The sequence below is a fragment of the Paraburkholderia domus genome (genome assembly GCF_905220705.1).
GTDB lineage: Bacteria > Pseudomonadota > Gammaproteobacteria > Burkholderiales > Burkholderiaceae > Paraburkholderia > Paraburkholderia domus.
The window spans coordinates 71444-98069 of record NZ_CAJNAT010000012.1 but is presented as its reverse complement, the minus strand read 5'-3'; the positions used below and the strand labels follow the sequence as shown (position 1 = coordinate 98069).

At 62.3% G+C, this 26626-nt stretch carries 23 protein-coding genes; 16 read left to right on the top strand and 7 right to left on the bottom strand.

Annotated elements, in window-relative coordinates; genetic code table 11:
• Positions 1–192 precede the first annotated feature (192 nt).
• The 4 genes from tgt to secF all read left to right on the top strand — a co-directional run bounded on the left by tgt (position 193) and on the right by secF (position 5064).
• Complete coding sequence (tgt, locus tag KHO31_RS20975) at positions 193–1398, top strand: tRNA guanosine(34) transglycosylase Tgt (protein WP_201080194.1); 1206 nt, start codon at positions 193–195, stop codon at positions 1396–1398.
• Between the two features lie 206 nt (positions 1399–1604).
• Positions 1605–1934: a preprotein translocase subunit YajC gene (gene yajC, locus KHO31_RS20970; RefSeq protein ID WP_169486259.1), complete on the top strand. Its 330-nt coding sequence runs from the start codon at positions 1605–1607 to the stop codon at positions 1932–1934.
• A gap of 118 nt (positions 1935–2052) precedes the next feature.
• Complete coding sequence (secD, locus tag KHO31_RS20965) at positions 2053–4095, top strand: protein translocase subunit SecD (RefSeq protein WP_201080192.1); 2043 nt, start codon at positions 2053–2055, stop codon at positions 4093–4095.
• Positions 4096–4113: 18 nt separating this feature from the next.
• Positions 4114–5064 carry a protein translocase subunit SecF gene (gene secF, locus KHO31_RS20960; RefSeq protein WP_201080190.1) on the top strand — a complete coding sequence of 317 codons (951 nt, stop codon included), beginning with the start codon at positions 4114–4116 and terminating at the stop codon, positions 5062–5064.
• 153 nt (positions 5065–5217) lie between these two features.
• Here secF and KHO31_RS20955 read toward each other — a convergent pair whose 3' ends face one another.
• From KHO31_RS20955 to KHO31_RS20940, 4 genes are all read right to left on the bottom strand, one after another.
• Positions 5218–6495, bottom strand: a complete 1278-nt coding sequence (locus KHO31_RS20955) for an MFS transporter (protein WP_201086258.1) — start codon at positions 6493–6495, stop codon at positions 5218–5220.
• A 289-nt stretch (positions 6496–6784) separates the two neighbouring features.
• Positions 6785–7354 (bottom strand): YceI family protein, encoded by a 570-nt coding sequence (locus tag KHO31_RS20950; protein ID WP_201080347.1) that lies wholly within the window; start codon positions 7352–7354, stop codon positions 6785–6787.
• Between the two features lie 78 nt (positions 7355–7432).
• Positions 7433–7996, bottom strand: a complete 564-nt coding sequence (locus KHO31_RS20945) for a YceI family protein (RefSeq protein WP_201086257.1) — start codon at positions 7994–7996, stop codon at positions 7433–7435.
• 8 nt (positions 7997–8004) lie between these two features.
• Positions 8005–8565 carry a cytochrome b gene (locus KHO31_RS20940; protein WP_211624094.1) on the bottom strand — a complete coding sequence of 187 codons (561 nt, stop codon included), beginning with the start codon at positions 8563–8565 and terminating at the stop codon, positions 8005–8007.
• 413 nt (positions 8566–8978) lie between these two features.
• Between KHO31_RS20940 and KHO31_RS20935 the strand changes: the two genes are divergently transcribed.
• The 8 genes from KHO31_RS20935 to KHO31_RS20900 all read left to right on the top strand — a co-directional run bounded on the left by KHO31_RS20935 (position 8979) and on the right by KHO31_RS20900 (position 18491).
• Positions 8979–9734, top strand: coding sequence for a paraquat-inducible protein A (locus tag KHO31_RS20935; protein ID WP_201080183.1), 756 nt, complete (start codon positions 8979–8981; stop codon positions 9732–9734).
• 7 nt (positions 9735–9741) lie between these two features.
• Positions 9742–10392: a paraquat-inducible protein A gene (locus KHO31_RS20930; RefSeq protein WP_201108218.1), complete on the top strand. Its 651-nt coding sequence runs from the start codon at positions 9742–9744 to the stop codon at positions 10390–10392.
• The gene (locus tag KHO31_RS20925) at positions 10385–12043 is read left to right on the top strand and encodes a PqiB family protein (protein ID WP_201080179.1); all 1659 of its coding nucleotides are present in this window, start codon (positions 10385–10387) and stop codon (positions 12041–12043) included. The genes KHO31_RS20930 and KHO31_RS20925 overlap by 8 nt, the downstream gene beginning before the upstream one ends.
• Entirely contained in the window at positions 12040–12768 is a 729-nt protein-coding gene (locus KHO31_RS20920; protein WP_201080177.1) for a PqiC family protein, read from the top strand. The genes KHO31_RS20925 and KHO31_RS20920 overlap by 4 nt, the downstream gene beginning before the upstream one ends.
• 770 nt (positions 12769–13538) lie before the next feature.
• Positions 13539–15671: a site-specific recombinase gene (locus KHO31_RS20915; RefSeq protein ID WP_201080175.1), complete on the top strand. Its 2133-nt coding sequence runs from the start codon at positions 13539–13541 to the stop codon at positions 15669–15671.
• A gap of 30 nt (positions 15672–15701) precedes the next feature.
• Positions 15702–16997 (top strand): THUMP domain-containing class I SAM-dependent RNA methyltransferase, encoded by a 1296-nt coding sequence (locus KHO31_RS20910; protein WP_201080173.1) that lies wholly within the window; start codon positions 15702–15704, stop codon positions 16995–16997.
• 303 nt (positions 16998–17300) lie between these two features.
• A complete protein-coding gene (locus KHO31_RS20905) occupies positions 17301–17684 on the top strand; it encodes a VOC family protein (RefSeq protein ID WP_201080170.1) in 384 nt (127 codons plus the stop codon).
• 66 nt (positions 17685–17750) lie between these two features.
• On the top strand, positions 17751–18491 hold the full coding sequence (locus KHO31_RS20900) for a helix-turn-helix transcriptional regulator (protein ID WP_201080168.1): 741 nt from the start codon (positions 17751–17753) through the stop codon (positions 18489–18491).
• Positions 18492–18675: 184 nt separating this feature from the next.
• Here the strand turns inward: KHO31_RS20900 and KHO31_RS20895 are convergent, their stop codons facing one another.
• Genes KHO31_RS20895 through KHO31_RS20885 form a run of 3 tightly spaced genes read right to left on the bottom strand, consistent with a single transcriptional unit; the run spans position 18676 to position 21611 of the window.
• The gene (locus KHO31_RS20895; protein WP_211624092.1) at positions 18676–20130 is read right to left on the bottom strand and encodes an NAD(P)(+) transhydrogenase (Re/Si-specific) subunit beta; all 1455 of its coding nucleotides are present in this window, start codon (positions 20128–20130) and stop codon (positions 18676–18678) included.
• The gene (locus tag KHO31_RS20890; protein ID WP_097391320.1) at positions 20130–20456 is read right to left on the bottom strand and encodes an NAD(P) transhydrogenase subunit alpha; all 327 of its coding nucleotides are present in this window, start codon (positions 20454–20456) and stop codon (positions 20130–20132) included. Before KHO31_RS20890 ends, KHO31_RS20895 begins: the two co-directional genes overlap by 1 nt.
• A 12-nt stretch (positions 20457–20468) precedes the next feature.
• Positions 20469–21611, bottom strand: coding sequence for a Re/Si-specific NAD(P)(+) transhydrogenase subunit alpha (locus tag KHO31_RS20885; protein ID WP_211624090.1), 1143 nt, complete (start codon positions 21609–21611; stop codon positions 20469–20471).
• Between the two features lie 279 nt (positions 21612–21890).
• Between KHO31_RS20885 and KHO31_RS20880 the strand changes: the two genes are divergently transcribed.
• From KHO31_RS20880 to KHO31_RS20865, 4 genes are all read left to right on the top strand, one after another.
• Positions 21891–22403 carry an NUDIX hydrolase gene (locus tag KHO31_RS20880; protein WP_201082947.1) on the top strand — a complete coding sequence of 171 codons (513 nt, stop codon included), beginning with the start codon at positions 21891–21893 and terminating at the stop codon, positions 22401–22403.
• Positions 22404–22507: 104 nt separating this feature from the next.
• Positions 22508–23677, top strand: a complete 1170-nt coding sequence (mnmA, locus tag KHO31_RS20875) for a tRNA 2-thiouridine(34) synthase MnmA (protein ID WP_201082945.1) — start codon at positions 22508–22510, stop codon at positions 23675–23677.
• Between the two features lie 226 nt (positions 23678–23903).
• The gene (locus KHO31_RS20870) at positions 23904–25514 is read left to right on the top strand and encodes an FMN-binding glutamate synthase family protein (protein ID WP_201086641.1); all 1611 of its coding nucleotides are present in this window, start codon (positions 23904–23906) and stop codon (positions 25512–25514) included.
• Between the two features lie 160 nt (positions 25515–25674).
• On the top strand, positions 25675–26526 hold the full coding sequence (locus KHO31_RS20865) for an FkbM family methyltransferase (protein ID WP_201086642.1): 852 nt from the start codon (positions 25675–25677) through the stop codon (positions 26524–26526).
• The last annotated feature ends 100 nt before the right edge of the window (positions 26527–26626 follow it).

Sequence of the window (26626 nt, the reverse complement as noted above, 5' to 3'; positions counted from 1 at the left end):
CCGGCAGCGCGCGCGGTAGTCTGCCGCTCCTTGCTGCGTTGATGTAGTGGCACTCGTTGCGGCCCTCCTGCACCTGCGTGCAGCGGCAGATCTGTGCTGCATCTTGCGTTTTCTTTACCCAGTCGCCGTGGCTTACCCGGCGGCGTTCATTATTTGCGCCGGACTGTTTTCCGGTGGCACAGGAGTCCCCCAATGACCGATGGTCATACACACGATACAAGCCGTACCTGCAACACCTGCGCGAGCACCGGCGAACGCCCTGACAATGGCCTCAAATTCGAACTGCTCGGCACCGACGGCCAGGCCCGCCGCGGCCGCGTCACGCTGAACCACGGCGTGGTCGAAACGCCGATCTTCATGCCGGTCGGCACCTACGGCACTGTGAAGGCGGTTCAGCCGCGCGAACTCGAGGAAATGCACGCGCAGATCATCCTCGGCAACACGTTCCACCTGTGGCTGCGCCCGGGCCTCGAAACCATCGAGGCGCACGGCGGCCTGCACAGCTTCATGGGCTGGAAGAAACCGATCCTGACCGACTCGGGTGGTTTTCAGGTGTTTTCGCTCGGCGATCTGCGCAAAATCACCGAAGATGGCGTCACGTTCGCTTCGCCGATCAACGGCGACAAGCTCTTCCTGTCGCCCGAAGTCTCGATGCAGATCCAGAAGGTGCTGAACTCGGACATCGTCATGCAGTTCGACGAATGCACGCCGTACGCGACCAACAACGTGCCGACCTCGCACCAGGAAGCCGCCGATTCCATGCGCATGTCGATGCGTTGGGCTCAGCGCTCCATCGACGAGTTCAACCGCCTCGGCAATCCGAACGCGTTGTTCGGCATCGTCCAGGGCGGCATGTTCGAGGATCTGCGCGACGAGTCACTGGCGGGTCTCGCAGAGATGGATTTCCATGGTCTCGCGATCGGCGGCCTCTCGGTCGGTGAGCCGAAAGAAGACATGATGCGCGTGCTGAACCACATCGGCCCGAAGCTCCCGGCCGACAAGCCGCACTACCTGATGGGCGTCGGCACGCCGGAAGACCTGGTCGCGGGCGTCGCCGCCGGCGTCGACATGTTCGACTGCGTGATGCCGACCCGCAACGCGCGCAACGGCTGGCTCTTCACCCGTTTCGGCGACATCAAGATCCGCAACGCCGCGCACAAGAACTCGCTGCGCCCGCTCGACGAGCAATGCGGTTGCTACACCTGCCGAAATTTCACCCGCGGCTACCTGCACCATCTGCATCGTGTAGGGGAAATCCTCGGTGCGCAGTTGAACACAATCCACAACCTGCACTACTACCTTGAATTGATGCAGGAAATGCGCGACGCGATCGACGCAAAGCTGTTCGAGCCTTTCCGCAAGCGCTTCCACGAGAACCGCGCACGCGGCATCGACTAGCCGGCAATCGGGAATCAGCAGACGAATTTGCCGGAGGAATCCGTCGGCTTCGCGCGGAAAACCTTACAATTAACTTTCACGCATGGCAGAAAAGGCTTTAAACGGTTGATCGGAAAGCCGATTCGCCGCGCCGACCCCCGTCAGGCCAGTGGTAGAATAACCGGCTGATTTTTTTGATTGTTTCGATTTATAACGGAGAGACCAACGTGTCGTTCATTACCGATGCCTTCGCCCAAGGCACAGCAACAGGTGGCATTGAATCGAACCTGATGAGCTTCTTGCCGCTGATCCTGATGTTCGGCGTGCTGTACTTCATCATGATTCGCCCGCAAATGAAGCGCCAGAAGGAACATCGCAACATGCTCTCCGCCATGGCCAAGGGCGATGAAGTGGTGACGAATGGCGGCATCGTCGGCAAGGTCACCAAGGTGGGTGAAGCTTACGTCGGCGTCGAAATCTCGGAAGGCACGGAAATCACCGTGCAAAAAGCGTCGGTCACGACGATTCTCCCGAAGGGCACGATCAAGTCGCTGTAAGGCCTGCTCTCTCGCGTCCGGCGCGGCCTCGCCGGCGGTTCTCGCAGAACAACGCTGAACGGCCCGCGCTCATCGCCGGACGCATCGCTTCCAAGCCAACCTTCCCGTTGGACCACTCATGAATCGCTACCCCCTCTGGAAATACGCCGTGATGCTGGTGGCTCTGGTCATCGGCCTCGTGTACACGCTGCCCAATCTGTTCGGCGAAGCGCCGGCGGTGCAGGTGTCGAGCGGCAAGGCAACGGTCAAGCTCGACTCGACCACGCTGTCGGCAGTCGAAGCCGCACTCGCAGCCAATCAGATCAAGCCTGACGAAGTCACGTTCGACAATTCGTCGACCAACGCGAACATTCGCGTGCGTCTGCTGGACACCGACACGCAACTGCGCGTGAAGGACCTGCTGCAAAAATCGCTGAACGCCGACCCGACCGATCCGCAATTCATCGTGGCGCTGAACCTGCAAAGCGCATCGCCGCGCTGGCTGACCGCCCTGCACGCGCTGCCGATGTACCTCGGCCTCGATCTGCGCGGCGGCGTGCACTTCCTGCTGCAGGTCGACATGGCCGGCGCGCTCAACAAGAAGCTCGACTCCGACGCCTCGGATGCACGCACCATGCTGCGTGACAACAACATCCGCGACGGCGGCGTGAACCGCGTCAACCAGACGGTGGTGATCAATTTCGCCGACCAGGCTACGGCGGACGCGGCAACCAAGCAGCTGGGCCGCAGCATCGGCGAACTCCAGTGGGCTTCGCAAGCGAACCCGGACGGCGGTGTGCAGCTGGTCGGCACGTTCACGCCGGCCGTGCAGAAAGCCGTGCAGGACGCCGCGCTCAAGCAGAACATCACCACGCTGCATAACCGCGTGAACGAACTCGGCGTGGCCGAGCCGGTGATCCAGCAGCAAGGCTCGGACCGGATCGTCGTCGAGCTGCCGGGTGTGCAGGACACGGCGAAGGCGAAGGACATCATCGGCCGCACGGCAACGCTCGAAGCGCGCCTCGCCGATCCGGTGAACACGCATCCGAATCCGTCCGATCCGGTGCCGCCGGGTGACGAACTGTTCACCCAAGGCAATCAGACGCCGGTGCTGCTGCGCAAGCAGATCATCTTCACGGGTGACCGCATCATCGACGCGTCGGCCGGCTTCGACGAACATCAACGTCCGTCGGTCAACATCCGCCTGGATTCGGCGGGTGGCCGCGCAGTGCGCAGCGTCTCGCGCGACAACATCGGCAAGCCGATGGCGATGGTGCTGTTCGAAAAGGGCAAGGGCGAAGTGCTGACCGTGGCGACCATCCAGTCGGAATTGGGTGACCGCTTCCAGATCACCGGCCAGCCGAACCCGCAAGCTGCCGCCGACCTCGCGCTGCTGCTGCGCGCCGGTTCGCTCGCCGCGCCGATGGACATCATCGAAGAACGCACGATTGGCCCGAGCCTCGGCGCGGACAACATCAACAAGGGCTTCCACTCGGTGGTGTGGGGCTTCGTCGCGATCGCCGTCTTCATGATGGCGTACTACATGCTGTTCGGCGTGATCTCGATGATCGGCCTGTCGGTCAACCTGTTGCTGCTGATCGCCGTGCTGTCCATGTTGCAGGCCACGCTCACCTTGCCGGGTATTGCCGCTATCGCGCTTGCGCTCGGTATGGCGATCGACGCGAACGTGCTGATCAACGAACGCGTGCGCGAAGAACTGCGCCACGGCGCGCCGCCGCAACTGGCGATCCAGAACGGCTACGCACATGCATGGGCGACGATTCTCGACTCGAACGTCACCACGCTGATCGCCGGCCTCGCCCTGCTCACGTTCGGCTCTGGCCCGGTGCGCGGCTTCGCGATCGTGCACTGTATCGGCATTCTGACGTCGATGTTCTCGGCCGTGTTCTTCTCGCGCGGCTTGGTCAACTTCTGGTACGGCGGCAAGAAGAAGCTCAAGACGCTGGCGATTGGCCAGGTGTGGCGTCCGCAACCGGAAGGTATTGATGGTGCGGCAGCCTACCTCGGTAACGACGACGCTGCGACCGATACAGCACGAGCCGTCGCCGCGGCGAGCGCCAAGCCGAAGGCAAAAGCTGCTGCGCAGGCACGTGCCGGCAAACCGACCGTGCGCCGCCGCGACGCGGCCAATACGCCGCAGAAACCGGGTTCATCCCGCTGAGTCCCGGAGAACAAGACCATGGAATTTTTCCGTTTTCGCAAAGACATTCCGTTCATGCGGCATGCGTTGATCTTCAACGCAATCTCGCTCCTGACGTTTGTCGCTGCTGTGTTTTTCCTGCTGCATCGCGGGCTGCATCTGTCGGTGGAATTCACCGGCGGTACCGTCATCGAAGTGCAGTATCCGGGTGCCGCGCCGCTTGAACCGGTGCGCGGCACGCTCAACAAGCTCGGCTATCCCGACGCGCAAGTGCAGAATTTCGGCACCTCGCGCGACGTGCTGATCCGTCTGCCGCTCAAGCAGGGTTACACGTCGGCGCAACAGAGCGACCAGGTGATGGGCGCGCTGAAGAACCAGGACGCGCAGGTGCAGTTGCAACGCGTCGAGTTCGTCGGCCCGCAGGTCGGCAAGGAACTCGCTACCGACGGCCTGATGGCGCTGGCCTGCGTGGTGGTCGGCATCGTGATCTACCTGTCGTTCCGCTTCGAATGGAAGTACGCGGTCGCCGGCGTGATCGCGAACTTGCACGACGTGATCATCATTCTCGGCTTCTTCGCGTTCTTCCAGTGGGAGTTCTCGCTGTCGGTGCTGGCCGCCGTGCTCGCGGTGCTCGGCTACTCGGTGAACGAATCCGTCGTTATCTTCGACCGGATTCGCGAGACCTTCCGCCGCGAACGCAAGATGACCGTGATCGAAGTGATCAACCACGCGATCACCAGCACGATGTCGCGCACGATCATCACCCACGGCTGTACGCAGATGATGGTGCTGTCGATGTTCCTGTTCGGCGGCCCGACGCTGCACTACTTCGCTCTGGCGCTGACCGTCGGTATTCTGTTCGGTATCTACTCATCGGTGTTCGTTGCCGCTGCGCTCGCCATGTGGCTCGGCGTGAAGCGCGAAGATCTGGTGAAGGACAAGAAGGAACGCACCGATCCGGACGATCCAAACGCAGGCGCGCAAGTCTGAGCTTGCCGTAGGTAGACCTTGCAATAGAAAAGGCCGGTTCTCACGAACCGGCCTTTTACGTTTACCGCCTTTGCCACGCTGCTCTGTTTCGCAGTCCGCGCGCCCTACACGCTCGCCAAGCCCATTCGCGCAGCAGGACGACGCGGCAACGTGCTAACGGAACCCAAGCTTGCGCCGCGCCGCCATCAATGCCACGAGGCTCACGACCGCGGCAAAAATCAAGTAGTAGCTCGGCGCGGCCTTCGATCCCGTGAAGCTGATTAGCCATGCGATGATGAACGGCCCGAAGCCGCCGAAGATCGTCACCGCGATGTTATAAGCCAGCGACATGCCGGTTGTACGCGTCTGCACCGGGAACATCTCCGAAAGCAAACCCGGCAACGCTGCGAAGTACCCTGTCATCAAAAAGCCGAACACGACTTGCAGTGCGATCAGCGTGCCGAAGGTCGGATGCGCGACCAGATACACGAAGGCCGGATTGATCAGGATGAGCAGCAGCAGCGCCGAGATCAGCATGATCGTGGTGCGCCCGTGGCGGTCCGACAGATGGCCGACCAGCGGCGAGAACACCATCTGAATCACACCGGTCAGTGCGATCGCGGCGAACGCGACCGACGGCGCCAGCCCCAATTGCTTCACACCGTAAGTCGGCATGAACAGCACAAGATAGGTCGACACCGTACCGAGCACCACCACGCCAATCGCAATGACGAGGCGCAGCTTCTGGCTGGTGAAGGTATCGCGCAGCGGTGTGGTGGTCGTTTCCGCCGCGAGAAACTCAGGCGTTTCGTCGAGTTTGGTGCGGATGTACCACGCGACCGGGCCGATCAGAAGACCAAAGAAGAACGGCACACGCCAGCCCCATGAGGCCATCTGCTCCGGCGAAAGCTTGCCGGTCAGCAGCACGCCGAAACCGGCGGCGAGCAGCGTGGTGAGCCCCTGGCTCGCGACCTGCCAACTCGCGAAGAAACCACGCCGCCCCGGTACGTGTTCCGCGAGAAACGCCGTGGCACTGCCGAACTCGCCGCCCGCCGAAAAGCCTTGCATCAGACGCGCCGCCACAAGAATCACGGGCGCGGCAATGCCGATGCTCTGATACGTCGGCAGAAGCGCGATGATCAGCGTGCCGCACATCATGAGCAGGATGGACAGCGTGAGCGCCGCTTTGCGTCCGGCGCGGTCGGCGTAAGCGCCAATCACGATCGCGCCGAGCGGCCGCATGAAGAACGACACGCCGAAGGTGCCGAGCGTGAGCAGCAGCGAGACCGTGTCGTTACCCGCCGGGAAAAACAGCTTCGCGATGATCACCGCGAAAAATCCGTACACCACCAGGTCGAACCATTCCAGCGCGTTGCCGATCGAGGCGGCGACCACCGCGCGCCACGAATTGCGCCGGCTCCCCGCCAGGTTTGCCGCTGTCGTTGCATTCATGCAGATCTCCAATGCGCGCGAAATATTATTAATGTAGGCTTTGCGCCCCGATATTGCCGAACTGGATGCGCGCACAACCAATATGGCGTCAGCGCTCTATGTACCTGAAAAATTAAAAGCAGGCGAGCGGCAAATAGGCGACGACCACGGCACAGGGCTTCCCGCGCTTCAAACAGGCAATAAAAAACCGCTTCATCGCAAAAGCGAACGAAGCGGTTTTTTGTTGCGACGCAACGGCGGCGCCACGAGCGGCATGAAATACGAATACGCAAAAGGCTCGTTAACGCGCCTATTGCTTGATGCCTTCGGCTTGAATATGCAGCTTGGTATCCATGCTGAAGCCGTACTTCGCGCCGAAATCCATGCCGTAGTCGCTGCGGTCGAAATGGGCGCTCGCCTCCACGCCGCATACTTCGCGCTTGAGCGCCGGGTGCTGCATGCATTTGAACGATTCGATCTTCAGATTCAGCGGCTTGGTCACGCCGCGGATCGTCAGGTTGCCGATCACTTCGACCGGCTTATCGCCGTCGAACTTGATATCGGTACCTTTGTAGGTCACCGACGGATACTTCGTCACGTCGAAGAACGTGTCCGTCTTCAGATGATCGTCGAGCTTGCTATTGCCGGTCATGACCGAAGCCGGGTCAACCGTGACGTCCACCGTGCCGGTCTTCGCGGCACGGTCGAGCGTGACCGTGCCCGAGCTCTTGGCGAACTTGCCGCGCCACACCGAGAGGCCGCCGAGGTGATCGGCCTCGAAGCTCGGATACGTGTGGGTCGGGTCGAGCTGATAGGTGTCCGTTGCGGCAAACGCGCCGAGCGAGAAAGAAGAAACCAATGCGCCGGCGGCGATCAACAGGGATGTTTTCAATTCATGCTCCTTATGTTTCTGCAATTCCTGAAGGAAAGCGGCTGCGCTCAAGGAGCGCAGCGAACCTCACTTGCGTGCTGCAACGATATGAAACTTGATCACCACGTCGTCGGCGACCACCGAGGTGTCTTTCCATTCGCCGGTGCCGATGTCGAATTGCGAACGCTTGATCGGCAACGAGCCGTCGAACGTCTGCGTCGCGCCCTGCTGGGCGACGGTGACCGGCACCACGACCGTCTGCGATTTACCCTTGATGGTCAGCTTGCCAGTGACCTTGAACTGATTGCCGCCAGCCGGCGCAATCGCGCTCGACACGAAGGTTGCAGTCGGATAGGTCTTCGCGTCAAACCAGTCCTTGCCGCGCACCTGGTCGTTGTAGCTTTCGTCGCCGAGGTCATAACTGCCGACATCGATGCTGAACTGCGCACTGCCGTCGGCCGGTTTTGCCGGATCGAACTTTACGTCTGCGGTGAATTTACCGAATTTGCCTTCCACCGGCACGTTCATCTGCTTCGACGTTGCCGTCACCGAACTCTTCGCGACGTCGACCTGGGCGAGCGCACTGCCGGCCGCGGTCAGCGAGGCCGCTGCGAACGCAGCGAGCATGTAACGATAGAACGAAACTTTCATGGTTATCCTTATTTGATGAAAGGGAGCATGCGCGACAGCAGGCCGTCGCGGTCCAGCCATTGATGCTTGAGCGCCGCCGCGACATGCAGCGCGACCAGCACGAGCAAGGTGTAATTCAGCGCGATATGCACATTCTTCAGCAGCTCCTTGAGATGCGGGTCTGGTGCGATCAGGCGCGGCAGCGGAATCAAGCCGAGGTACACCACCGGCACGTTGGCTGCGGAGCTATACAGATAGCCCGAGGCGGGAATCACGATCATCAGCGCGTAGAGCAGCAGATGGGTGAGATGCGCGGCGCCGCGCTGCCAGGCCGGCATGCGGCGCGGCATCGGCGGAGCCGCGTGGGTGGCGCGCCACAGAATGCGCAGCACGGCGAGCGCGAACACCGTCACGCCGATCCACTTGTGGTACGAAAAGTAGCGCAGCTTGGTAGGCGTGAAGCCGGGAATGTCGGTCATCACCCAACCGAGCGCGAAGCCGCATACGATCAGCAGCGCGATCAGCCAGTGAAAGGCGATGGCAATCCGCGTGTACGACTCCCGGTTGCCGAAAGAAGGATTGAGTGCCATGACAAGTCAACGCAAGCTAAGAGAGGTTAACGGCGCAGCCGGCCCTGCTATTCCACTCTGCCAATGCATGTTGCATCGTGCGACTCGATAGAAAGCGTGGTGGCCGCGGCACACACCAAGGCCGCCATGCTACCGCAAGCGGAAAAAGCTGGCTTCGGCAGCCCGGAATGCACCAGTGGAAAATTTTCCCATGTGCAGAAGGGTATTGAACAATTGGGGACGGAGGGTGTCAGTAGTAAGCATTTTTGTGTAAGACTAGTCCTGTTTCCGACGCTGCTTGGTTCACCGGTTGCACCAGGTTCAATGGCCGGCCCAGCGCCGAAGCGCGTTTGGTACTATTGCTCCACGCTTTTTCTGGCCCTGCTCTAAACCCGGCATTGCACGCCCCCTCACGTCGCTAGCCCTTCTGCCGTATGGAACATGACAACCTGATCGCGTGCCATGAGTGCGATGCGCTGTTCAGCAAGCCCCGGCTTGTCGGGCGGATGGTCGCGTGCTGTCCGCGCTGCGGCGCAACGCTCTATCGCGGCGTTTCCCGCAAGCTCGACAGTATCTGTGCGATGACGCTGGCCGCGCTGATCACCTTCGTGATCGCCCAGGCCTTTCCGATCGTCGAACTCGAAACCAGCGGCATCACCTCGCAAACCACGCTGTTCGGCGCGCTCATCGCGCTGTGGGGCGAGGACATGCAGATCGTCGCAGTCATGGTGTTCTGTTCGACCATCCTGTTCCCGCTGACCGAGCTGGTCGCGCTGCTCTACGTGCTGATCCCGCTGCGCGCGGGCTACGTACCGCCCGCTTTCAACCGCGTGTTGCGCGCCATTCAATTCGTGCGGCCGTGGGGCATGATCGAAGTGTTCATGCTCGGCGTGCTGATCACCATCGTGAAGATGGTGAGTCTCGCGCGTGTGATTCCCGAAGCGGCGTTATTCGCGTTCGGCGTGCTGACGCTGATGATCGCGGTAGTCCTCACGTTCGATCCGCGCGTGCTGTGGGACCTCGCTGACGAAATGGGCGAGCGCAACCGGAGACCGCTGCCGCGCACCTCCGCGGACAGTGCGGCGACTGCCGTCAGTTCGCTTGCCGGGCCGCCTGCGCAGCCCAAGGTGCAAGACGCGGCTCAATCCGCATTACCGCCGGGCGTGCCGCCGGCGCCGCATCAGGGATGAGCGCACGATGAAATACGTGACCGCGAAGCGCGCGGGTCTGGTCGCTTGTCATGCGTGCGGACGCGTCGAGCCGCGAATCCGCTCCGTCACGCCGCAGCACTGCGGACGCTGCGGCGCGACCCTCCACTCGCGCAACCCCGATAGCCTGACGCGCACCTGGGCGCTGCTGATCGCCGCTGCCTTGCTGTATATTCCCGCGAATCTGCTGCCGGTGATGCATACGTCGTCGCTGCTCGGTTCGGAAGACGACACCATCATGAGCGGTGTCGTGTACTTCTGGACCTCGGGCGATTGGCCATTGGCCGTGATTGTGTTCATCGCCAGCATCATGGTGCCGATGCTCAAGCTCAGTGTGCTGGTGCTGCTCACCGCCACCGCGCAGCGCCGCTCGCACTGGCGGCCGGATCAGCGCACCACGCTGTACCGGATGGTCGAAAAGATCGGGCGCTGGTCGATGCTCGACGTGTTCGTCGTCACGCTGACGGTCGCGCTGGTCCGTTTCAAGTCGCTTGCTGTGATTACAGCCGGGCCGGGCGCAATCGCCTTCGGCTCGGTGGTGATTCTGACGATGATGGCATCCATGCAATTCGATCCACGGCTCATCTGGGACAACGTGGAAAGCAGTACTCAAAAACCTCAGGACCTCGACCATGACTAGCCCGCAAGGACCGACGCCCGCCTCCGATGCGCCGCGCAACGATTCGAACGGACCGAAGCTACCGCCCCAACTGCCAGACCCCGACATCGAGCCGCGCAGCCGCTGGCTGCCCTCGCTCGTCTGGGTGATTCCGCTGATCGCCGCACTGATCGGCCTCGCGCTCGTGATCAAGTCGGTGACCGAAAAAGGCCCGACGATCACCATCACGTTCGTCAGCGCCGAAGGCCTCGAACCTGGCAAGACCAAGGTCAAGTACAAGGACGTCGATGTCGGCTCGGTGAAGACCATCATGCTGTCGAAGGATCTGTCGCACGTGCTGGTCCAGGTGCAGCTCACCAAGGAAGGCGAAAATTTCGCGGTCAAGGATTCGCGCTTCTGGGTGGTACGCCCACGCGTCGGCGCGAGCGGCGTGTCCGGATTGACCACGTTGCTCTCGGGTGCGTACATCGGCGCGGACGCCGGCCATTCGCCGGACAGCGAGAAGGACTTTGTCGGCCTCGAAACGCCGCCGCCCATTACGGGTGACCAGAAGGGCCACCAGTTCATCCTGCATGGCGATTCGCTCGGCTCGATCGACATCGGCTCGCCGATTTTCTACCGCCGCGTGCAGGTTGGCCAGGTGGTCGGCTTTTCGCTCGACAAGGACGGCACCGGCGTGACGATGCAGGTATTCGTGTCCGCACCGTTCGACCAGTACGTCGGCACCAATTCGCGCTGGTGGCATGCGAGCGGCGTCGATCTGCGGCTCGACTCGAGCGGCTTCAAGCTGAATACGCAGTCGCTTGCGACGGTGATTGTCGGCGGTTTGTCGTTCCAGTCTCCGCCGGGCCAGGGCGTGGGCGCGCAGGCGCCGAACAACATGACGTTCCGCCTCGGCTCTGACGAACAGGACGCGATGCGCGAGCCGGACGGCGTGCCATTGCGCGTGGTGATGAATTTCAATCAATCGCTGCGCGGGCTGTCGGTCGGCGCGACGGTCGATTTCCGCGGCATCGTGCTGGGCCAGGTGACCAATATCAGCATCGACTACGATCCGAAGACGCGTAGCTTCACGATGCCGGTGACGATGAACCTGTACCCGGACCGCCTTGGTAAGCGCTTCCGCGAAACCGCGCCGACGCCGGGCACCCTCGCGGGTCAAACCTTGCTGCAACAGCTCGTCAAGCATGGTCTGCGCGGCCAGCTGCGCACTGGCAATCTGATTACGAGCCAGTTGTATGTGGCGCTCGATATCTTCCCGAAAGCGCCGCCGGCCACGGTTGACGTCAACAGCGATCCGCTCGAGTTGCCGACCATTCCGAACTCGCTCGACGAACTGCAGGTGCAGGTTGCCGACATTGCGAAGAAGCTCGACAAGGTGCCGTTCGACCAGATCGGTTCGAACCTTAACAGCGCATTGAAGAATGCCGACCAGCTGTTCGCGCGACTCGACAAGGAAGTCGTGCCGGAGGCGCGCGACACCCTGGCCGCGGCGAAGCAGACCTTCGGTTCGGCCCAGGCGACATTGCAGCAGGACTCGCCGTTGCAGTCGGATGTTCATCAGGCGTTGCAGGAACTGACTCGCACGTTGCAGTCGCTGAATGCGCTGTCGGATTATCTGGAGCGTCATCCGGAATCGCTGTTGCGCGGTAAAACAGGAGATAAACCATGATGTTTGCCCGGCTCCCCCGCCCGCCGCGCGGGCTTGTGCGCGGCGCTGTTTATGTCGGCGCTCTGGCCGGACTGGTGGCGATGGCGGCGTGTTCGTCGCCGAGCAGCCGCTTTTATACGCTCGGCGCGGATGGTGCGCCTGCTGGTTCCGCGGCGCCGGTTAGCGCCCGGACGTCGACAGCGCCGGCGTGGTTGATCGAAGTCGCGCCGATCGATGTACCGCCGCAAGTGGCGAAGAATCAACTTGTGGTGCAGACGGGGCCGACGCAGGTTCAGGTGCTCGAGCAGGAGCGTTGGGCTTCGTTGCCTGGCGACGAGATTCGTCGGGCTTTGTCGACCAGTCTTACGCAACAGCTGGGCACGATCGATGTGTATGGCACTGCGTATCCCGATACGACGCCGGTGTATCGGGTCAGCATGAATGTGCAGCGGTTCGAGTCATGGCCGGGATCGCATACGTTGATCGATGCGGTTTGGAGTGTGAGGGCTGTACGTGGTACTGGTGTGATGACCTGCCGGAGTGTGGTGAGTGAGCCGGTTAGCGGCGGCTATGACGCTCTTGTTAATGGGCATCGCGTAGCGTTGCAGCAGATTGCGCTGCAGGTTGCTGCTGCTGTGCAGGCTATGGCTGCTGTTGCACCTAAGGGTGGCTCCGCCGGTAAAGGGGTTGGTTTTGCCGTGCCGGCGTGTCCTGCTGCTGTTGCGGCGGCTGCCGCGAGTAGTTGAAGGGGTTTTTGTCTGCGTGCGCATCGTTGATTTTGATCGCCTCGCGGGGGTGATGGTTTGGTGGTGGGCTTTCGGTGGTGGCCTCGTGGTGTTGGCCTTTCCTTGCTTTGTTAGTGGTCTATTAGCGTTGCCCCTGTGCGGGGCGGCACTTACTTTCTTTGCCGCCGCAAAGAAAGATAAGCAAAGAAAGCGGCTCACACCGCCAGCTCTTAAGCGGGGCCCCCGCACAGTCGCGATAGTGGTGCATCTGGAATCCGTGCCCCCGCACATTCGGCGTTAGCGACAAAGGATTCATCAGCGCCCTCTCCGCACTGCGTGCGTCGCGGATGGGTCTGCGAGGGAAACCAGGGGCTTCGGTTGGGTGTGGTGGGGGCCATTGGCTTCGCCTCGGTGTCTTGTAGCGCGATCTGTTGCGGAGGTCGGCCAAGCGTCGAATTGACGGCGAGAGCGAGAAAAAGCGATGGTTTGGTGAAGGGCGCTTCGGCGCGCGTAGCGCCGCCGGAAGTATGACGGCCTTGTCACTCACGCCGAATGTGCGAGAACACAGATTCCAGATGCACCACTACCGAGGCTGTGCGGGGGCCTCGCTTAAGAGCTGGCGGTGTGAGCCGCTTTCTTTGCTTATCTTTCTTTGCGGCGGCAAAGAAAGTAAGTGCCGCCCCGCACAGGGGCAACGCTAATAGACCACTAAGACAGCAAGGAAAGGCCAACACCACGAGGCAAACCGACAAAAGCACCGCAGGCAACAACCCCGTAGAGTAAAAACCAAAATGTTCACCTCCATCAAACGATTCATAAAGAAATGGCGCGCCTCCCGCGACGGCGGCCACCAACTGGACGCGCTGCTAGCGATTGCCGACAAGACGGCGCCTTATCCAGACCGCAGTGAATGGCTGATCGAACTCGCCCACTGGATCCACCGCGGCCGCGCAGTCCAACCCGAGCAAATCGGCACCACCGTCGAAGACGCTGCATCACGCTCAACCCCAGCGCACACAAGAATCCGCTATCTCCTCCACGTGCTGGACCGTAACCCGGCCTGGAAGGCCAACGTCGCGGGCATTCTCCGCGCGCTCCTGCGCGAAAGCGACGGCCTCTCGCTTCTCTGCGATGCAGGCATGCCCGTGCATTCAGGCTTCTTCGGCGCACTCTTCGAGCGTCTCGAAGCCTCACTGATTCCTCCCGCACCGAACCGGCGCGATCTGCGCGCAATCGTCACGCTGATGTTCAGCCAGGAACGCGACGCCGAATGGATCGCCAATCTGCCAACGGATCTGCTCACCCGCATCCGCGCCCTCTTCGACTACGAAGAGGAAGACAACGAACAACTCGACACCACCCCGTTCTCGCTCGACCTGCTGGCCGCTCTGCACAACCTCACCTGCCAGATCAGTTCGACCGGTCTCTCGCAAACGGTCCGCAGCCGTCTCGGCGAAGTGGACGCCGGCGATGCCGGCGGTGTACGCATCGCCATGGAAAAGCAGCCGTTCTACCGGCTCACGCGCGCCATGCTCGCCGTCGAAGCAGCCCATCAGGCAGTCAGTGAAGGCGGCCCGCAAGACAAGCTGCTGCATGAGGTCAACTATCTGCGCCTGCTGCTCGACGAATGCCGCAGCGCCACCGACAACGTCTTCGCCCATCTCTACCGTAACGGCGTCAGTGTCGATATCGTGTTCCAGGTCGAACGGATGCGCATGCGCATCGTGCGCGCGGAGCATCTGCTGAACGCCTGGATGACGCAGGACGATCCGCACGCCGGCGCGCGTCTCGCCGCCGAACTGGTGAACGCGAATCACGCGAGTCAGAGCGTCGCGCATCTCGTACGCAGCAATTTCTCGTTGCTGGCGCGCAAAGTCGTCGAGTACAGCGCCGATACCGGCGAGCACTACATCGCACGCGATCGCGCCGAATACCTGAAGATGCTACGCATGGCGGCCGGCGGCGGCCTCGTGACCGTCGTCACGGTCTGCGTGAAATTCGCCATCACCGGCGTGCATCTGCAATCAATGTTCGAAGGCCTGCTCGCCGGCATCAACTACGCGGCCAGTTTCCTGCTGATGCACTTCCTGCACTTCTCGCTCGCCACCAAGCAACCGGCGATGACCGCGCCCACCCTCGCCCGTGAATTGGACGGCGTCGGCACGCCCGCAGGCGTCGACAGCTTTGTGAGTTCGGTGACCGCGCTGATGCGCACCCAGGCAGCCGCGGTGCTCGGCAACGTGCTGCTGGTGTTTCCCGTGTGCTTCGGCGTGCAATTGTTGTGGCATGCGCTGTTCAACGCCAACATCATTTCGCCAGAGAAAGCCCACGCCACGCTGCACTCGTTCTCGCTGTTGGGACCGACGCCGTTCTATGCGGCGCTGACCGGCGTTTTGCTGTGGTCGTCGAGTTTGCTGTCAGGTTGGGCGGACAACTGGTTCGTCCTGCATCGCGTGGCGGATGCGCTCGCCTACAACCGGCGCTTGCGCATGACGCTCGGCGCATCCGGCGCCGCCCGGCTCGCAGCGTTTTGCCGCTCGAATGTGGCGGGCGTCGTGGGCAATATCACGCTCGGCCTGATGCTCGGGCTCGTGCCGGCGATCCTCACCGCCTTCGCGTTCGCTTTTGAAGTGCGCCACGTAACGCTGAGCGCCGGCTCGATCGGTATCGCGATCGGGGTGCTCGGCAAGGGTGCCTTGAAGCTGCCGGAACTGTGGTGGGCGGTCGCAGGGGTCGGCAGCATGGCAATACTCAACGTGGCCGTGAGCTTCGCGCTCGCCTTCTACATGGCCGTGAAATCGCGCGACTTGCGGCGCAATGCGGTTCGCTCGCTGCGTGGCGCGATCTGGCAGCGGGTGTTCAGGCATCCGCTCGAGCTGGTATGGCCGGCCAAAACGGCCCGTCATCCCGACCGCGTACAATAGCGCCTTATCTAACGCCTTCCGGCAACCTCAATGTCCTTCGATTTCTTCCTTCCCTGTCCGCGCGGCCTTGAAGCCTCGCTCGCCACCGAGCTCGCCGAAATTGCCGCGAAGCACCTGAACGGCGCGCCGTTCACGGCCGGCGCGCAAGTGCCCGGCGGCGTGCATTTCCGCGGAGGCTGGGCCGCCGGCATGGCCGCCAACCTGCACTCGCGCCTCGCGAGCCGCGTACTGCTGAAAATCGCGCATCGGCCGTATCGCAGCGAACAGGACATTTACGCGCTCGCCGTCGAGCAGCGTTGGGAACAGTGGTTCTCGGCGAACGAAACGCTGCGGGTGGACGTCACCGCGATCAAGTCGCCGCTGCGCAGCCTCGAATTCACGACGCTGCGTGTCAAGGACGCGATCTGCGACCGTCTGCGTGAAGTCAGCGGCGCGCGCCCGAACATCGACACCGCCATGCCCGATGTGCGCGTGTTCGCGTTCCTCACCGCCACCGATTGCACGCTCTACCTCGACACCTCCGGTGATCCGCTCTTCAAGCGCGGCTGGCGGCTGGACAAGGGCGCGGCGCCGCTGCGCGAGAATCTCGCGGCGGGCATCCTGCGCCTGACCGGCTGGACCGCCGGCACGCCGCTGTACGACCCGATGTGCGGCAGCGGCACCTTCCTCGCAGAAGCGGCGCAAGTGGCGCTGAATATCGCGCCAGGCGCGGAACGCCGCTTCGGCTTCGAGAGGCTCAAGCAATTCGACGCCAAGACCTGGCAAACGCTGAAGGCCGCGGCGCTCGACGCCAAGCACGCCGCCCGCAACTCGCGCGCCGATCTGCAGATCTTCGGCAGCGATATTTCTGGCGACATGCTCGACAAGGCGCGTGCCAACTTCCAGCGCGCCGGTCTGCCGTCGATTCCGCTCAAGCAGGTTGACGCGCGCGGCATGACGCCGCCGTCGTCGGATGCAGGCATCCTCGTCGCCAATCCGCCGTATGGCGAGCGGATCGAAGTGCGTGGCCGCAACGCGCGCGGCGAAATCCGCGAAGGCCGCGCCACGCGTGAAGGCCGCGAAGACGACAGCTTCCGCCGCGCCCAGGAAGAAACGCCGGACAGCGAGTTTTTCCAGTCGCTCGGCGATGCGCTGAAGCAGCGTTTCACCGGCTGGCACGCGTTTATTCTCACTTCGGATCGCAAACTGCCGGGTCAACTGCGTCTGCGTGAATCGACCAAGACGCCGCTCTTCAACGGCGCGCTCGAATGCCGGCTGTTCCGTTTCGATTTGATCGCGGGCAGTGTGCGGCAACGGCCGCAGAACAACGACACACCGGCAGCGTAAGCCGGAGCAAAGCAGCATCGAAAAAAGCCGCGGATCCAGGTCCGCGGTTTTTTTCGCCGGTACCGTAGCGATCGGCCGTTCGGTTCACACCTTCCGCCACGCCGACCTCCCCGTCCCTCTGTTCCCGCCCGACACATCACCGTGCCATTGCTGCCAACGCCCTCGCGCGCTCATTGTCCGTCACGTGCTTTTGCCGCACCCGCCGCTCCCTACTGACACTACGCTGTCAGTAGCACCCCGGCACACTCCTTCTCACGCCATCCGGCGCTTTGCACGGCTTACCGCCATTCACAGGAGAGTGTCATGTCCGCATCATCCAAAGTTGTCGCATGGTTTGAGATTCCGTCCGTCGATTTCGATCGTGCTGTTCGTTTTTACGAAACCGCGCTCGACGTCAAACTGAATCGCCAGGAAATCGGCGGCCAGCCGATCGCCATCTTCGGCTACGAGGAGCCCGCGACCGGCGGCGCAATCGTCCACAGCCCGTCGATGAAGCCAACCAACGACGGTGTGCTCGTCTATCTGAACGCACAACCCAACGTGGACGCCGTGCTCGCCCGCGTCGAGCAGGCCGGCGGCAAGACCGATGGTCCGGTGATCAAGCTGCCGCAGGACATCGGTTACATCGCGTTCTTCACCGACACGGAGGGCAACCGCCTCGGCCTGCATTCGCTGACCAACGGCTAACACCCAACGCGGCGCACAAGCGCGGCGGCCAGCAGGCACCGCGCAGAACGCCGACCGGAGCGCGGCATGCGGCGCTATCATCGCGGGACTGTTCCTGTCCTTTTCTACAAGACGCCCACGATGACGCGCCGCGCCGACCGCCTGTTCCAGATCGCCGAACTGTTGCGCGGACGGCGTCTGACCACCGCGCAACAACTCGCCGACTGGCTGAATATCTCGCTGCGCACGGTCTATCGCGACGTACGCGATCTGCAACTGTCAGGCGTGCCAATCGAAGGCGAAGCGGGCATTGGCTATCGGCTGAGCCGCGCGGCGAGCCTGCCGCCCCTCACCTTCACCGCCGATGAACTGGCCGCGCTCGCAGCGGGCGCACGGATGCTCGAATCGTGGGGCGGCGCCGGTTTCGCGAGCGGCGCACGCGGGGCGTTGGCGAAGATCGCCTCGGCGATGCCCGCCGACAAGCGCGCAACGCTCGAACGTCTGGCAATCTTCGCGCCGTCGTTTCACATCAAGGCGGATTTTTCAGCGAAGGTGGACGCGCTGCATCGGGCGATCGACGCACGTCAGGTGGTGAGCTTTGCCTATACCGATGCGAACGGCGCAGCGACCGAGCGGCGCGTGTGGCCGCTGGCGATGGCTTATTGGGGTGCGCGCTGGACACTCGGCGCGTGGTGCGAATTGCGAAGCGATTTCCGCAATTTCGGGTTGGAGAGGATCCAGAGTCTTCAGGCGCTCGAACCGTATCCGGATCAGGAAGGCAAACGGCTGGCGGACTGGCTACGGCACGTGAATGCGAAGTCGAGGTAAGAATGCAGATCAGGCCAGGGTTCGGTGCGACGCGACGCGACGCGACGCGACGCGACGCGAGCACATATTCCAGGCGGCGAATCATGAAGCGCCCTGCATCGGCTAGATTTCGTGCACGCATCCCAGCTACATGACCGGCGGTTCGCCGCCCGCCGCGAGGCAAGCCGCGAACCGCCAGCACGCTTTACTCGACCGACTTCACCATATCTTCGATCACCTTCTTGGCATCGCCGAACACCATCATCGTCTTGTCCATGTAGAACAGGTCGTTGTCCAGACCGGCGTAACCCGCGGCCATCGAACGTTTGTTCACGATGACCGTGCGCGCCTTGTACGCCTCGATGATCGGCATGCCCGCGATCGGCGACTTTGGATCGTTCTTCGCCGCCGGGTTCACCACGTCGTTCGCACCGAGTACCAGTACGACGTCGACCTGGCCGAACTCGCCGTTGATGTCGTCCATTTCGTAGACCATGTCGTAGGGCACTTCGGCTTCGGCGAGCAGCACGTTCATGTGGCCCGGCATCCGTCCGGCCACCGGGTGAATCGCGTACTTCACCTCGATGCCCTTCTCGACCAGCTTGTCGGTGAGTTCCTTCAACGCATGCTGGGCACGCGCCACCGCCAGTCCATACCCCGGCACAATCACCACGGTTTCAGCATTGCCAAGCATGAACGAAGCATCGTCAGCAGAGCCGGATTTCACCGGACGCTGCTCCGCCGAGCCCCCTGCCACCGCTGCGCCCGCCTCATTACCGAAGCCACCAAGAATCACGTTGAAGAACGAGCGGTTCATCGCGCGGCACATGATGTACGAGAGGATCGCACCCGATGAGCCGACCAGCGAGCCCGCGATGATCAGCATCGGATTGTTCAGCGAGAAACCGATGCCCGCCGCCGCCCAGCCCGAATACGAGTTAAGCATCGACACGACCACCGGCATATCCGCGCCGCCGATCGGAATAATGATCAGCACCCCAAGCACGAACGCGATCAGCGTCATGATGATGAACGGCAGCCACGATTGCGTGAGAAAGAAGATCACACCGAAGCCGAGCATCCCCAGCGCGAGGAACAGGTTGATCAGATGCTGCCCCGCATACACAACCGGTGCGCCCTGGAACAACCTGAACTTGTACTTGCCCGACAGCTTGCCGAACGCGATCACCGAACCGGAGAACGTAATCGCCCCGACAAACGTGCCGATGAACAGCTCGACGCGATTGCCGTACGGCAGGAAGCCCGGAACCGCATTGTCCGGATCGACGAGACCGAAGGCCGACGGTTCCGACACCACCGCATACGCAATGCAGACAGCCGCAAGACCGATCAGCGAGTGCATCGCGGCGACCAGTTCCGGCATCTTGGTCATCTCGACGCGCGCCGCGACGAACGCGCCGATCGCGCCGCCGACAATCAGCGCGGCAAACAGCAGGCCGAGCCCTAACCCGAGATTCGAGCCGAGCGCGTTAGCCTGTTTGACGATGAGCGCGATGGTGGTGAGGATCGCAATCGCCATCCCGACCATGCCGAAGGTATTGCCGGTGCGCGCCGTCTTCGGATTCGACAGCCCCTTGAGCGCCTGGATGAAGCAGACCGACGCGACCAGATAAAGCAGCGTGACGACGTTCAGACTCATTACGCGTTCTCCTTGGCTGCTGCGGGAAGCTTCTTCGGTTCTTTCTTCCTGAACATCTCCAGCATTCGCCTCGTTACGAGAAATCCGCCGAACACGTTGACCGCCGCGAGCGCGACAGCAAGCGTGCCGAAGAACTTGCCGGTGTCGCCCACGGTGAGGCCTGCTGCCAGCATCGCGCCGACGATCACAATCGCCGAGATCGCGTTGGTTACGGCCATCAGCGGTGTGTGCAGCGCGGGGGTGACGTTCCAGACGACGTGGTAGCCGACGTAAATCGCCAGCACGAAAATGATCAGGTTGATGACGGTGTGATTAATGACTTCCATCGCCGCTCTCCTTTATGCCTTGCGTGTGACTTCGCCGTCACGGGCCAGCAGCGTGGCCGCGACGATGTCGTCTGCGAGATCGATGTTCAGGGCGCCTTCCTTCGTAATGATCAGCTTGAGGAAGTCGAGCAGGTTGCGTGCGTATAAGGACGATGCGTCGGCGGGCACCATCGAGGCCAGATTCGTATAGCCGACGATCTGCACGCCGTTTTTCGTGACGACCTGGTCCGCTTCGGTCAGCGGGCAGTTGCCGCCGCGCCGGCCTTCGTACTCGGGGCCACGGCCCGCGGCGAGATCGATCAGCACGGAGCCGGGTTTCATCGCCTGCACGGTTTCTACCGAGATCAGCGTCGGTGCGGCCCGACCGGGGATCAAGGCGGTGGAGATGACGATATCCGCCTGCTTCGCCCGTTCGTGGACCAGTGCCGACTGGCGTGTCAGCCACGAAGGCGGCATCGGCCGCGCATAGCCACCGACGCCCTGCGCGGCTTCGCGCTCCTCATCGGTTTCATAGGGGACATCGAGAAACTTGGCGCCGAGCGATTCGATCTGCTCCTTGACCGCCGGACGCACGTCGGACGCTTCGATCACCGCGCCGAGGCGCTTGGCGGTCGCAATCGCCTGCAAACCGGCCACACCTGCGCCGAGAATCAGCACGCGGGCCGCTTTCACGGTGCCCGCGGCGGTCATCAGCATCGGCATGAAGCGCGGATAGAGGGTGGCGGCCAATAAAACCGCCTTGTACCCGGCGATGTTCGCCTGCGACGACAGCACGTCGAGGCTCTGCGCGCGGGTGGTGCGCGGCGCGGCTTCGAGCGCGAACGCGGTAACACCAGCCGCGGCAAGTTTCAGCGCGTTTTCGGCATTAAAGGGATCGAGCATGCCGACCAGCGTCGCGCCGCGCTTGAGCAGCGGCAACTCGGCATCGGTCGGGGACTGGACCTTGAGAACGAGATCCGCGCCGAAAGCGGTGGCCGCGTCGACGATTTCCGCGCCGGCGGCTGTAAAGGCTTCGTCAGGAAAGCTCGCGCCGGTACCGGCGCCGCTCTGGATGGTGACCCGATGGCCCTGGGTCACGTACTTCTTGACCGTTTCGGGCGTCGCGGCGACGCGGGTTTCGTGCGCGCGCGTCTCAGCTGGCACTCCGATGTGCATCTTCATTCCTCCTCGACTTCCTGTTTTACGACAGAGCTGCCGACGAGGCACGCCGGCTTGCAAGTGCAACGGCTAACGGCGTCACTTTAACCGAAACCTGGGGGTGCGCCGAAATCGGGGACAATCCGGGGGTGCGCGGCGAGCGGGGCGGCTCGTCGGCTGGGGCTGAAGGCCCACTCCGCTGGGGTGCCCGCGCGCCGCCCGGCCCGACGCCACCCGCCCGCTGCCGGTCGCCCGCTTCCCGGCAGCCCAGGCTCATAAACGGTAAAATGCGCACCCATGAAACCAGAAACCTGGCTGCCGCACGTCACCGTTGCGGCCATCGTCGAGCGTGACGGGCGTTTTCTCGTGGTCGAGGAACATACCGCCGACGGTCTGCGCCTGAATCAGCCCGCCGGCCATCTGGAAGCGGGCGAAACGCTTCTGGAAGCGGTGGTCCGCGAAACGCTCGAAGAAACCGCGCATCCGTTCACGCCCGAAGCGCTGGTCGGCATGTATATGACGCATTTCGGACGGCCCGGCAGTGAGGGCGTGACGTATCTGCGCTTCACCTATTGCGGCACGAGCGGCAAAGCGGATGCAGAGCGCGCGCTCGACCCCGACATCGTCCGCACGCTGTGGATGAGCGCCGACGAATTACGCGCCTGCCCCGAACGGCATCGCACGCCGCTCGTCATGCAATGTCTCGACGATTACCTCGCAGGCCGGCGTTTCCCGCTCGATTTCGTGCACACGCATTCGGTCGGGCAGAAACAGGCACAAGCAGATGCAAGCGGGCTCAGCCAGGCCTAACCTGTCATACACGAGCCTGAACCGTCACGAGCGGCCAACCAGGCGACCGGGCAACACGGTCAACCCACGATCAACGAAGTCACGCAGTACCCAGTGAGCACCTTATGAGCAAGCAGAAAGTCGTAGTAGGCATGTCGGGCGGCGTCGATTCGTCGGTTACCGCGTGGCTGCTGAAGGAACAGGGCTACGACGTGGTCGGCCTGTTCATGAAAAACTGGGAAGACGACGACGACAGCGAGTACTGCTCGACGCGGCAGGATTGGATCGACGTCGTCTCGGTGGCGGACCTGATCGGCATCGACGTCGAAGCGGTCAATTTCGCCGCCGAATACAAAGACCGCGTATTTGCCGAATTCCTGCGCGAATACTCGGCCGGCCGCACGCCGAATCCTGACGTCCTGTGCAACGCCGAAATCAAGTTCAAGGCCTTCCTCGATCACGCGATGTCGCTCGGCGCGGAAACCATCGCGACCGGCCACTATGCGCGCGTGCGTGAGAACAACGGCCGCTTCGAACTGCTGAAGGCCTTCGATCATACGAAGGACCAGTCGTACTTTCTGCATCGGCTGAATCAGGCGCAGTTGTCGAAAACGCTGTTTCCTTTGGGCGAGATTCCGAAAACCAAAGTGCGCGAGATCGCCGAACAGATCGCGCTGCCGAATGCGAAGAAGAAAGATTCGACCGGCATCTGCTTTATCGGCGAACGGCCGTTCCGCGACTTCCTGAATCGCTATCTGCCGACCAAACCCGGCCCGATGAAAACCACCGACGGCAAAGTGGTCGGTGAACATATCGGCCTCGCGTTCTATACGTTCGGGCAGCGCAAGGGCATCGGCCTCGGCGGCAGCAAGGACGGTAGCGGCGAACCGTGGTTCGTCGCCGGCAAGGATATTGCATCGAACACGCTGTATGTCGCGCAAGGCCACGACCATTCGTGGCTGCTGAGCCATACGCTTTCGGCAGGCAATACGAGCTGGGTGGCGGGCGAACCGCCGGCCGACGGTTTCGCCTGCGGCGCGAAAACCCGTTACCGGCAGGCGGATGCACCGTGCACGTTCGGCGCGGCGGCAAGCGCGGCGGCCGGCGCGGCAGATGATGGCGAAGGCCTCTTCGAACTGAATTTCGACGCCGCCCAGTGGGCTGTCACACCGGGGCAATCCGCGGTGCTCTACGATGGCGACGTGTGTCTCGGCGGTGGCATCATCGAACACGCGGTGACCGGGCAGCCAACGGCGCGCGAGCCGCAAAAGGCAGCGTTGCTAACCGCCCGTTGAGCGATGAGTTTTATCGTGCGGCAACGCCTTGGCGCCGCCGCACGCGCTTCACCTGTATGCATCAACTTCAAGCTTCAGACTTCACGCCTCACCCGCACGTTTCACCTTCAAGCCGCAGCTAGCTTCACCATAAAAAGCAGTTGTTCGTTCCATTCGCGGCGGACGCCGTCCGCGCCGACAGCGTCGACGATCCCTCCGCGACGATCTTCACTGCACTGGAGTCCCCATGTTTTCTCGACGTTATCTGGCGATGTGGTGCGCAGTCGTTCTGCTCGCAGCCTGTGCGGTGCTCGCCGCGACGCATCACCTTTCGTGGTTCTGGATCATCGTGCCGGTGGCGCTCGTCGCGCTCGGTCTGTTCGACCTGACGCAGGATCGCCACGCGATTCTGCGTAACTATCCGCTGTGGGGTCACTTCCGCTTCCTGTTCGAATTCATCCGCCCGGAAATCCGCCAGTATTTCGTCGAGGACGATACCGACGAGAAACCGTTCTCGCGCGCCCAACGCAGCATCGTCTATCAGCGCGCGAAGAACGACGTGGATAGCCGCCCGTACGGCACCGAACTCGACGTCAAAGCTGTCGCGCACGAATGGATCAGCCACTCGCTCGCGCCGACCAAAGTCGACAGCCACGACTTCCGTGTCGTCGTCGGGCCCGACCGCGCGCAACCTTATTCGATGTCGATCTTCAACGTCTCCGCGATGAGCTTCGGCTCGTTGTCCGCGAACGCGATCATGGCGCTGAACCTCGGCGCGAAGAAAGGCAACTTCGCGCACGACACGGGCGAAGGCTCGATGTCGAAATACCACCGCGAGCATGGCGGCGACATCATCTGGGAAATCGCTTCGGGTTACTTCGGCTGCCGTAACGACGACGGTACCTTCAGCGCGGAGAAGTTCGCCAAACAGGCCGCCGAGCCGCAAGTGAAGATGATCGAGGTGAAGCTCTCGCAAGGCGCGAAGCCCGGTCACGGCGGCGTGCTGCCGGCCGCGAAGATCACGCCCGAGATTGCGGAGACGCGCGGCGTGCCGATGGGCCGCGATTGCATCTCACCGGCTACCCATTCCGAGTTTTCGACGCCGCGCGGCCTGCTCGAATTCGTCGACCGTTTGCGTACGCTGTCCGGCGGCAAGCCGACCGGGTTCAAGCTGTGCATCGGGCATCCATGGGAATTCTTCGGCATTGCAAAGGCGATGCTGGAGACGGGGATTTTGCCGGACTTTATCGTGGTCGACGGTGCGGAGGGCGGCACGGGCGCAGCGCCGCTGGAGTTCACCGATCACGTCGGCGTGCCGTTGCAGGAAGGGCTGCTACTGGTGCACAACACGCTGGTCGGCATCGGCTTGCGTCAACGCATCCGCATCGGCGCGAGCGGCAAGATGATTACCGCATTCGACATCACGAAGACGCTTGCCATCGGCGCGGACTGGGTCAACGCGGCGCGTGGCTTCATGTTCGCCGTCGGTTGCATTCAGGCGCAGACCTGCCACACCGGACGCTGCCCGACGGGCGTCGCGACGCAGGACCCTGTGCGTCAACGCGCTTTGGTGGTTCCGGACAAGGCCGAACGTGTATTCAACTTCCATCACAACACGCTGCATGCGCTGAAGGAAATCATCCAGGCCACGGGGCTCAAGCATCCGGCGGAACTGCGCGCGCACCACATCGTGCGGCGTGTATCGTCGCATGAGGTGCGCTTGATGTCCGAACTGTTGAAGTATCTCGAGCCGAACGATCTGCTGAACGGCAACTATCGCTACACGCTGTACGAGAAATATTGGCCTATTGCGCAAAGCGATTCCTTTGCGCCGAAGGTCGAACTGGCCGCGACGTAATCTGGCTGCGATGACGATCGGCTGATGGGCCGATCGTCTGGGAGTCTTAGGTTTTGACGGCGAGTTTTTGCAGAAAAATAAGAATCCTTAAGAGCTCGTCTCATATACAAGGACAGCGGCGAACCGTACATTTGCGTGGTCTTTTTCCCGCTCAACGTCCATGGTTACACCCTCTTCTGTTTCGGTGCCGCTCGGCGAGCACACGCAACTCGTCCAGACCCGTCATGGCTGGATGCTCGCCAATCCAAACGACTTCTATCTCGGTCGCGCACTTATCGAATACGGTGAATGCAGCGAACTCGAATCTGCCGTGTTGCGACAGTTGCTGGTGCAGCCGGGCATCGTCGTGGAAGTCGGCGCGAATATCGGCGTGCATACGATCATGCTGGCGCGTGAGGCGCAGCTGCGTCGCCAGGTGCTCGTCGCGTTCGAGCCGCAGCCGGTGATCTTTCAGAACCTCTGTGCGAATCTCGCGGCCAATGGAGTGCGTAACGTGCTCGCCTGGCCGTATGCGTGTGGGGCGACTGCGGGGACGCTGCATTTTGCGCGGCCGGACTATGACGCGCCGGGTAACTTCGGCGGCGTATCGATGCAAACGGAGGCTGCGGCGAATACGCTCCCGGTTCCGTGCGTGCGGCTGGACGATGTGCTGCGCTCGCATACCGTGGGGATGCTGAAACTCGACGTGGAAGGGTTCGAGTTGAACGCGCTGCTAGGCGCGGAGGAAACCATCGCCCGCTCGCGGCCGGTGATTTACGTGGAGAACGACCGGCTCGATCGCTCGCAGGCGTTGATCGAGTGGTTGTGGTCGAAGGAATACCGGATGTGGTGGCATTTGCCGCCTTTGTTTAATCCGGGCAATTTCTTTGAACGCGAGGAGAATATCTACGGCAGGTTGCTGTCGTGCAATATGCTCGCGCTGCCGCGGGAACTGGAAATGGAGATTGATGGGTTTGTCGAGGTGACGGATTCGGATTCTGCCACGCATGCGTTGATGAGTTTGAGCAGTTAGCCGACCGAACACCTCCCGAGAAGACGAACGACGACCGGCCGCCTGAAGCGGCCTTTTTTCGTTTGAAGATCGCCTCAAGTCCCCTCCGACCCCGCAAAAC

Bases quoted from the DNA above. Each gene is read 5' to 3' on its own strand.
- tgt (WP_201080194.1), top strand. From the start codon at position 193: ATGACCGATGGTCATACACACGATACAAGCCGTACCTGCAACACCTGC.
- secD (WP_201080192.1), top strand. From the start codon at position 2,053: ATGAATCGCTACCCCCTCTGGAAATACGCCGTGATGCTGGTGGCTCTG.
- secF (WP_201080190.1), top strand. From the start codon at position 4,114: ATGGAATTTTTCCGTTTTCGCAAAGACATTCCGTTCATGCGGCATGCG.
- KHO31_RS20955 (WP_201086258.1), bottom strand. From the start codon at position 6,495: ATGAATGCAACGACAGCGGCAAACCTGGCGGGGAGCCGGCGCAATTCG.
- KHO31_RS20945 (WP_201086257.1), bottom strand. From the start codon at position 7,996: ATGAAAGTTTCGTTCTATCGTTACATGCTCGCTGCGTTCGCAGCGGCC.
- KHO31_RS20940 (WP_211624094.1), bottom strand. From the start codon at position 8,565: ATGGCACTCAATCCTTCTTTCGGCAACCGGGAGTCGTACACGCGGATT.
- KHO31_RS20935 (WP_201080183.1), top strand. From the start codon at position 8,979: ATGGAACATGACAACCTGATCGCGTGCCATGAGTGCGATGCGCTGTTC.
- KHO31_RS20930 (WP_201108218.1), top strand. From the start codon at position 9,742: ATGAAATACGTGACCGCGAAGCGCGCGGGTCTGGTCGCTTGTCATGCG.
- KHO31_RS20925 (WP_201080179.1), top strand. From the start codon at position 10,385: ATGACTAGCCCGCAAGGACCGACGCCCGCCTCCGATGCGCCGCGCAAC.
- KHO31_RS20920 (WP_201080177.1), top strand. From the start codon at position 12,040: ATGATGTTTGCCCGGCTCCCCCGCCCGCCGCGCGGGCTTGTGCGCGGC.
- KHO31_RS20915 (WP_201080175.1), top strand. From the start codon at position 13,539: ATGTTCACCTCCATCAAACGATTCATAAAGAAATGGCGCGCCTCCCGC.
- KHO31_RS20910 (WP_201080173.1), top strand. From the start codon at position 15,702: ATGTCCTTCGATTTCTTCCTTCCCTGTCCGCGCGGCCTTGAAGCCTCG.
- KHO31_RS20905 (WP_201080170.1), top strand. From the start codon at position 17,301: ATGTCCGCATCATCCAAAGTTGTCGCATGGTTTGAGATTCCGTCCGTC.
- KHO31_RS20900 (WP_201080168.1), top strand. From the start codon at position 17,751: ATGCGGCGCTATCATCGCGGGACTGTTCCTGTCCTTTTCTACAAGACG.
- KHO31_RS20895 (WP_211624092.1), bottom strand. From the start codon at position 20,130: ATGAGTCTGAACGTCGTCACGCTGCTTTATCTGGTCGCGTCGGTCTGC.
- KHO31_RS20890 (WP_097391320.1), bottom strand. From the start codon at position 20,456: ATGGAAGTCATTAATCACACCGTCATCAACCTGATCATTTTCGTGCTG.
- KHO31_RS20885 (WP_211624090.1), bottom strand. From the start codon at position 21,611: ATGCACATCGGAGTGCCAGCTGAGACGCGCGCGCACGAAACCCGCGTC.
- KHO31_RS20880 (WP_201082947.1), top strand. From the start codon at position 21,891: ATGAAACCAGAAACCTGGCTGCCGCACGTCACCGTTGCGGCCATCGTC.
- mnmA (WP_201082945.1), top strand. From the start codon at position 22,508: ATGAGCAAGCAGAAAGTCGTAGTAGGCATGTCGGGCGGCGTCGATTCG.
- KHO31_RS20870 (WP_201086641.1), top strand. From the start codon at position 23,904: ATGTTTTCTCGACGTTATCTGGCGATGTGGTGCGCAGTCGTTCTGCTC.
- KHO31_RS20865 (WP_201086642.1), top strand. From the start codon at position 25,675: ATGGTTACACCCTCTTCTGTTTCGGTGCCGCTCGGCGAGCACACGCAA.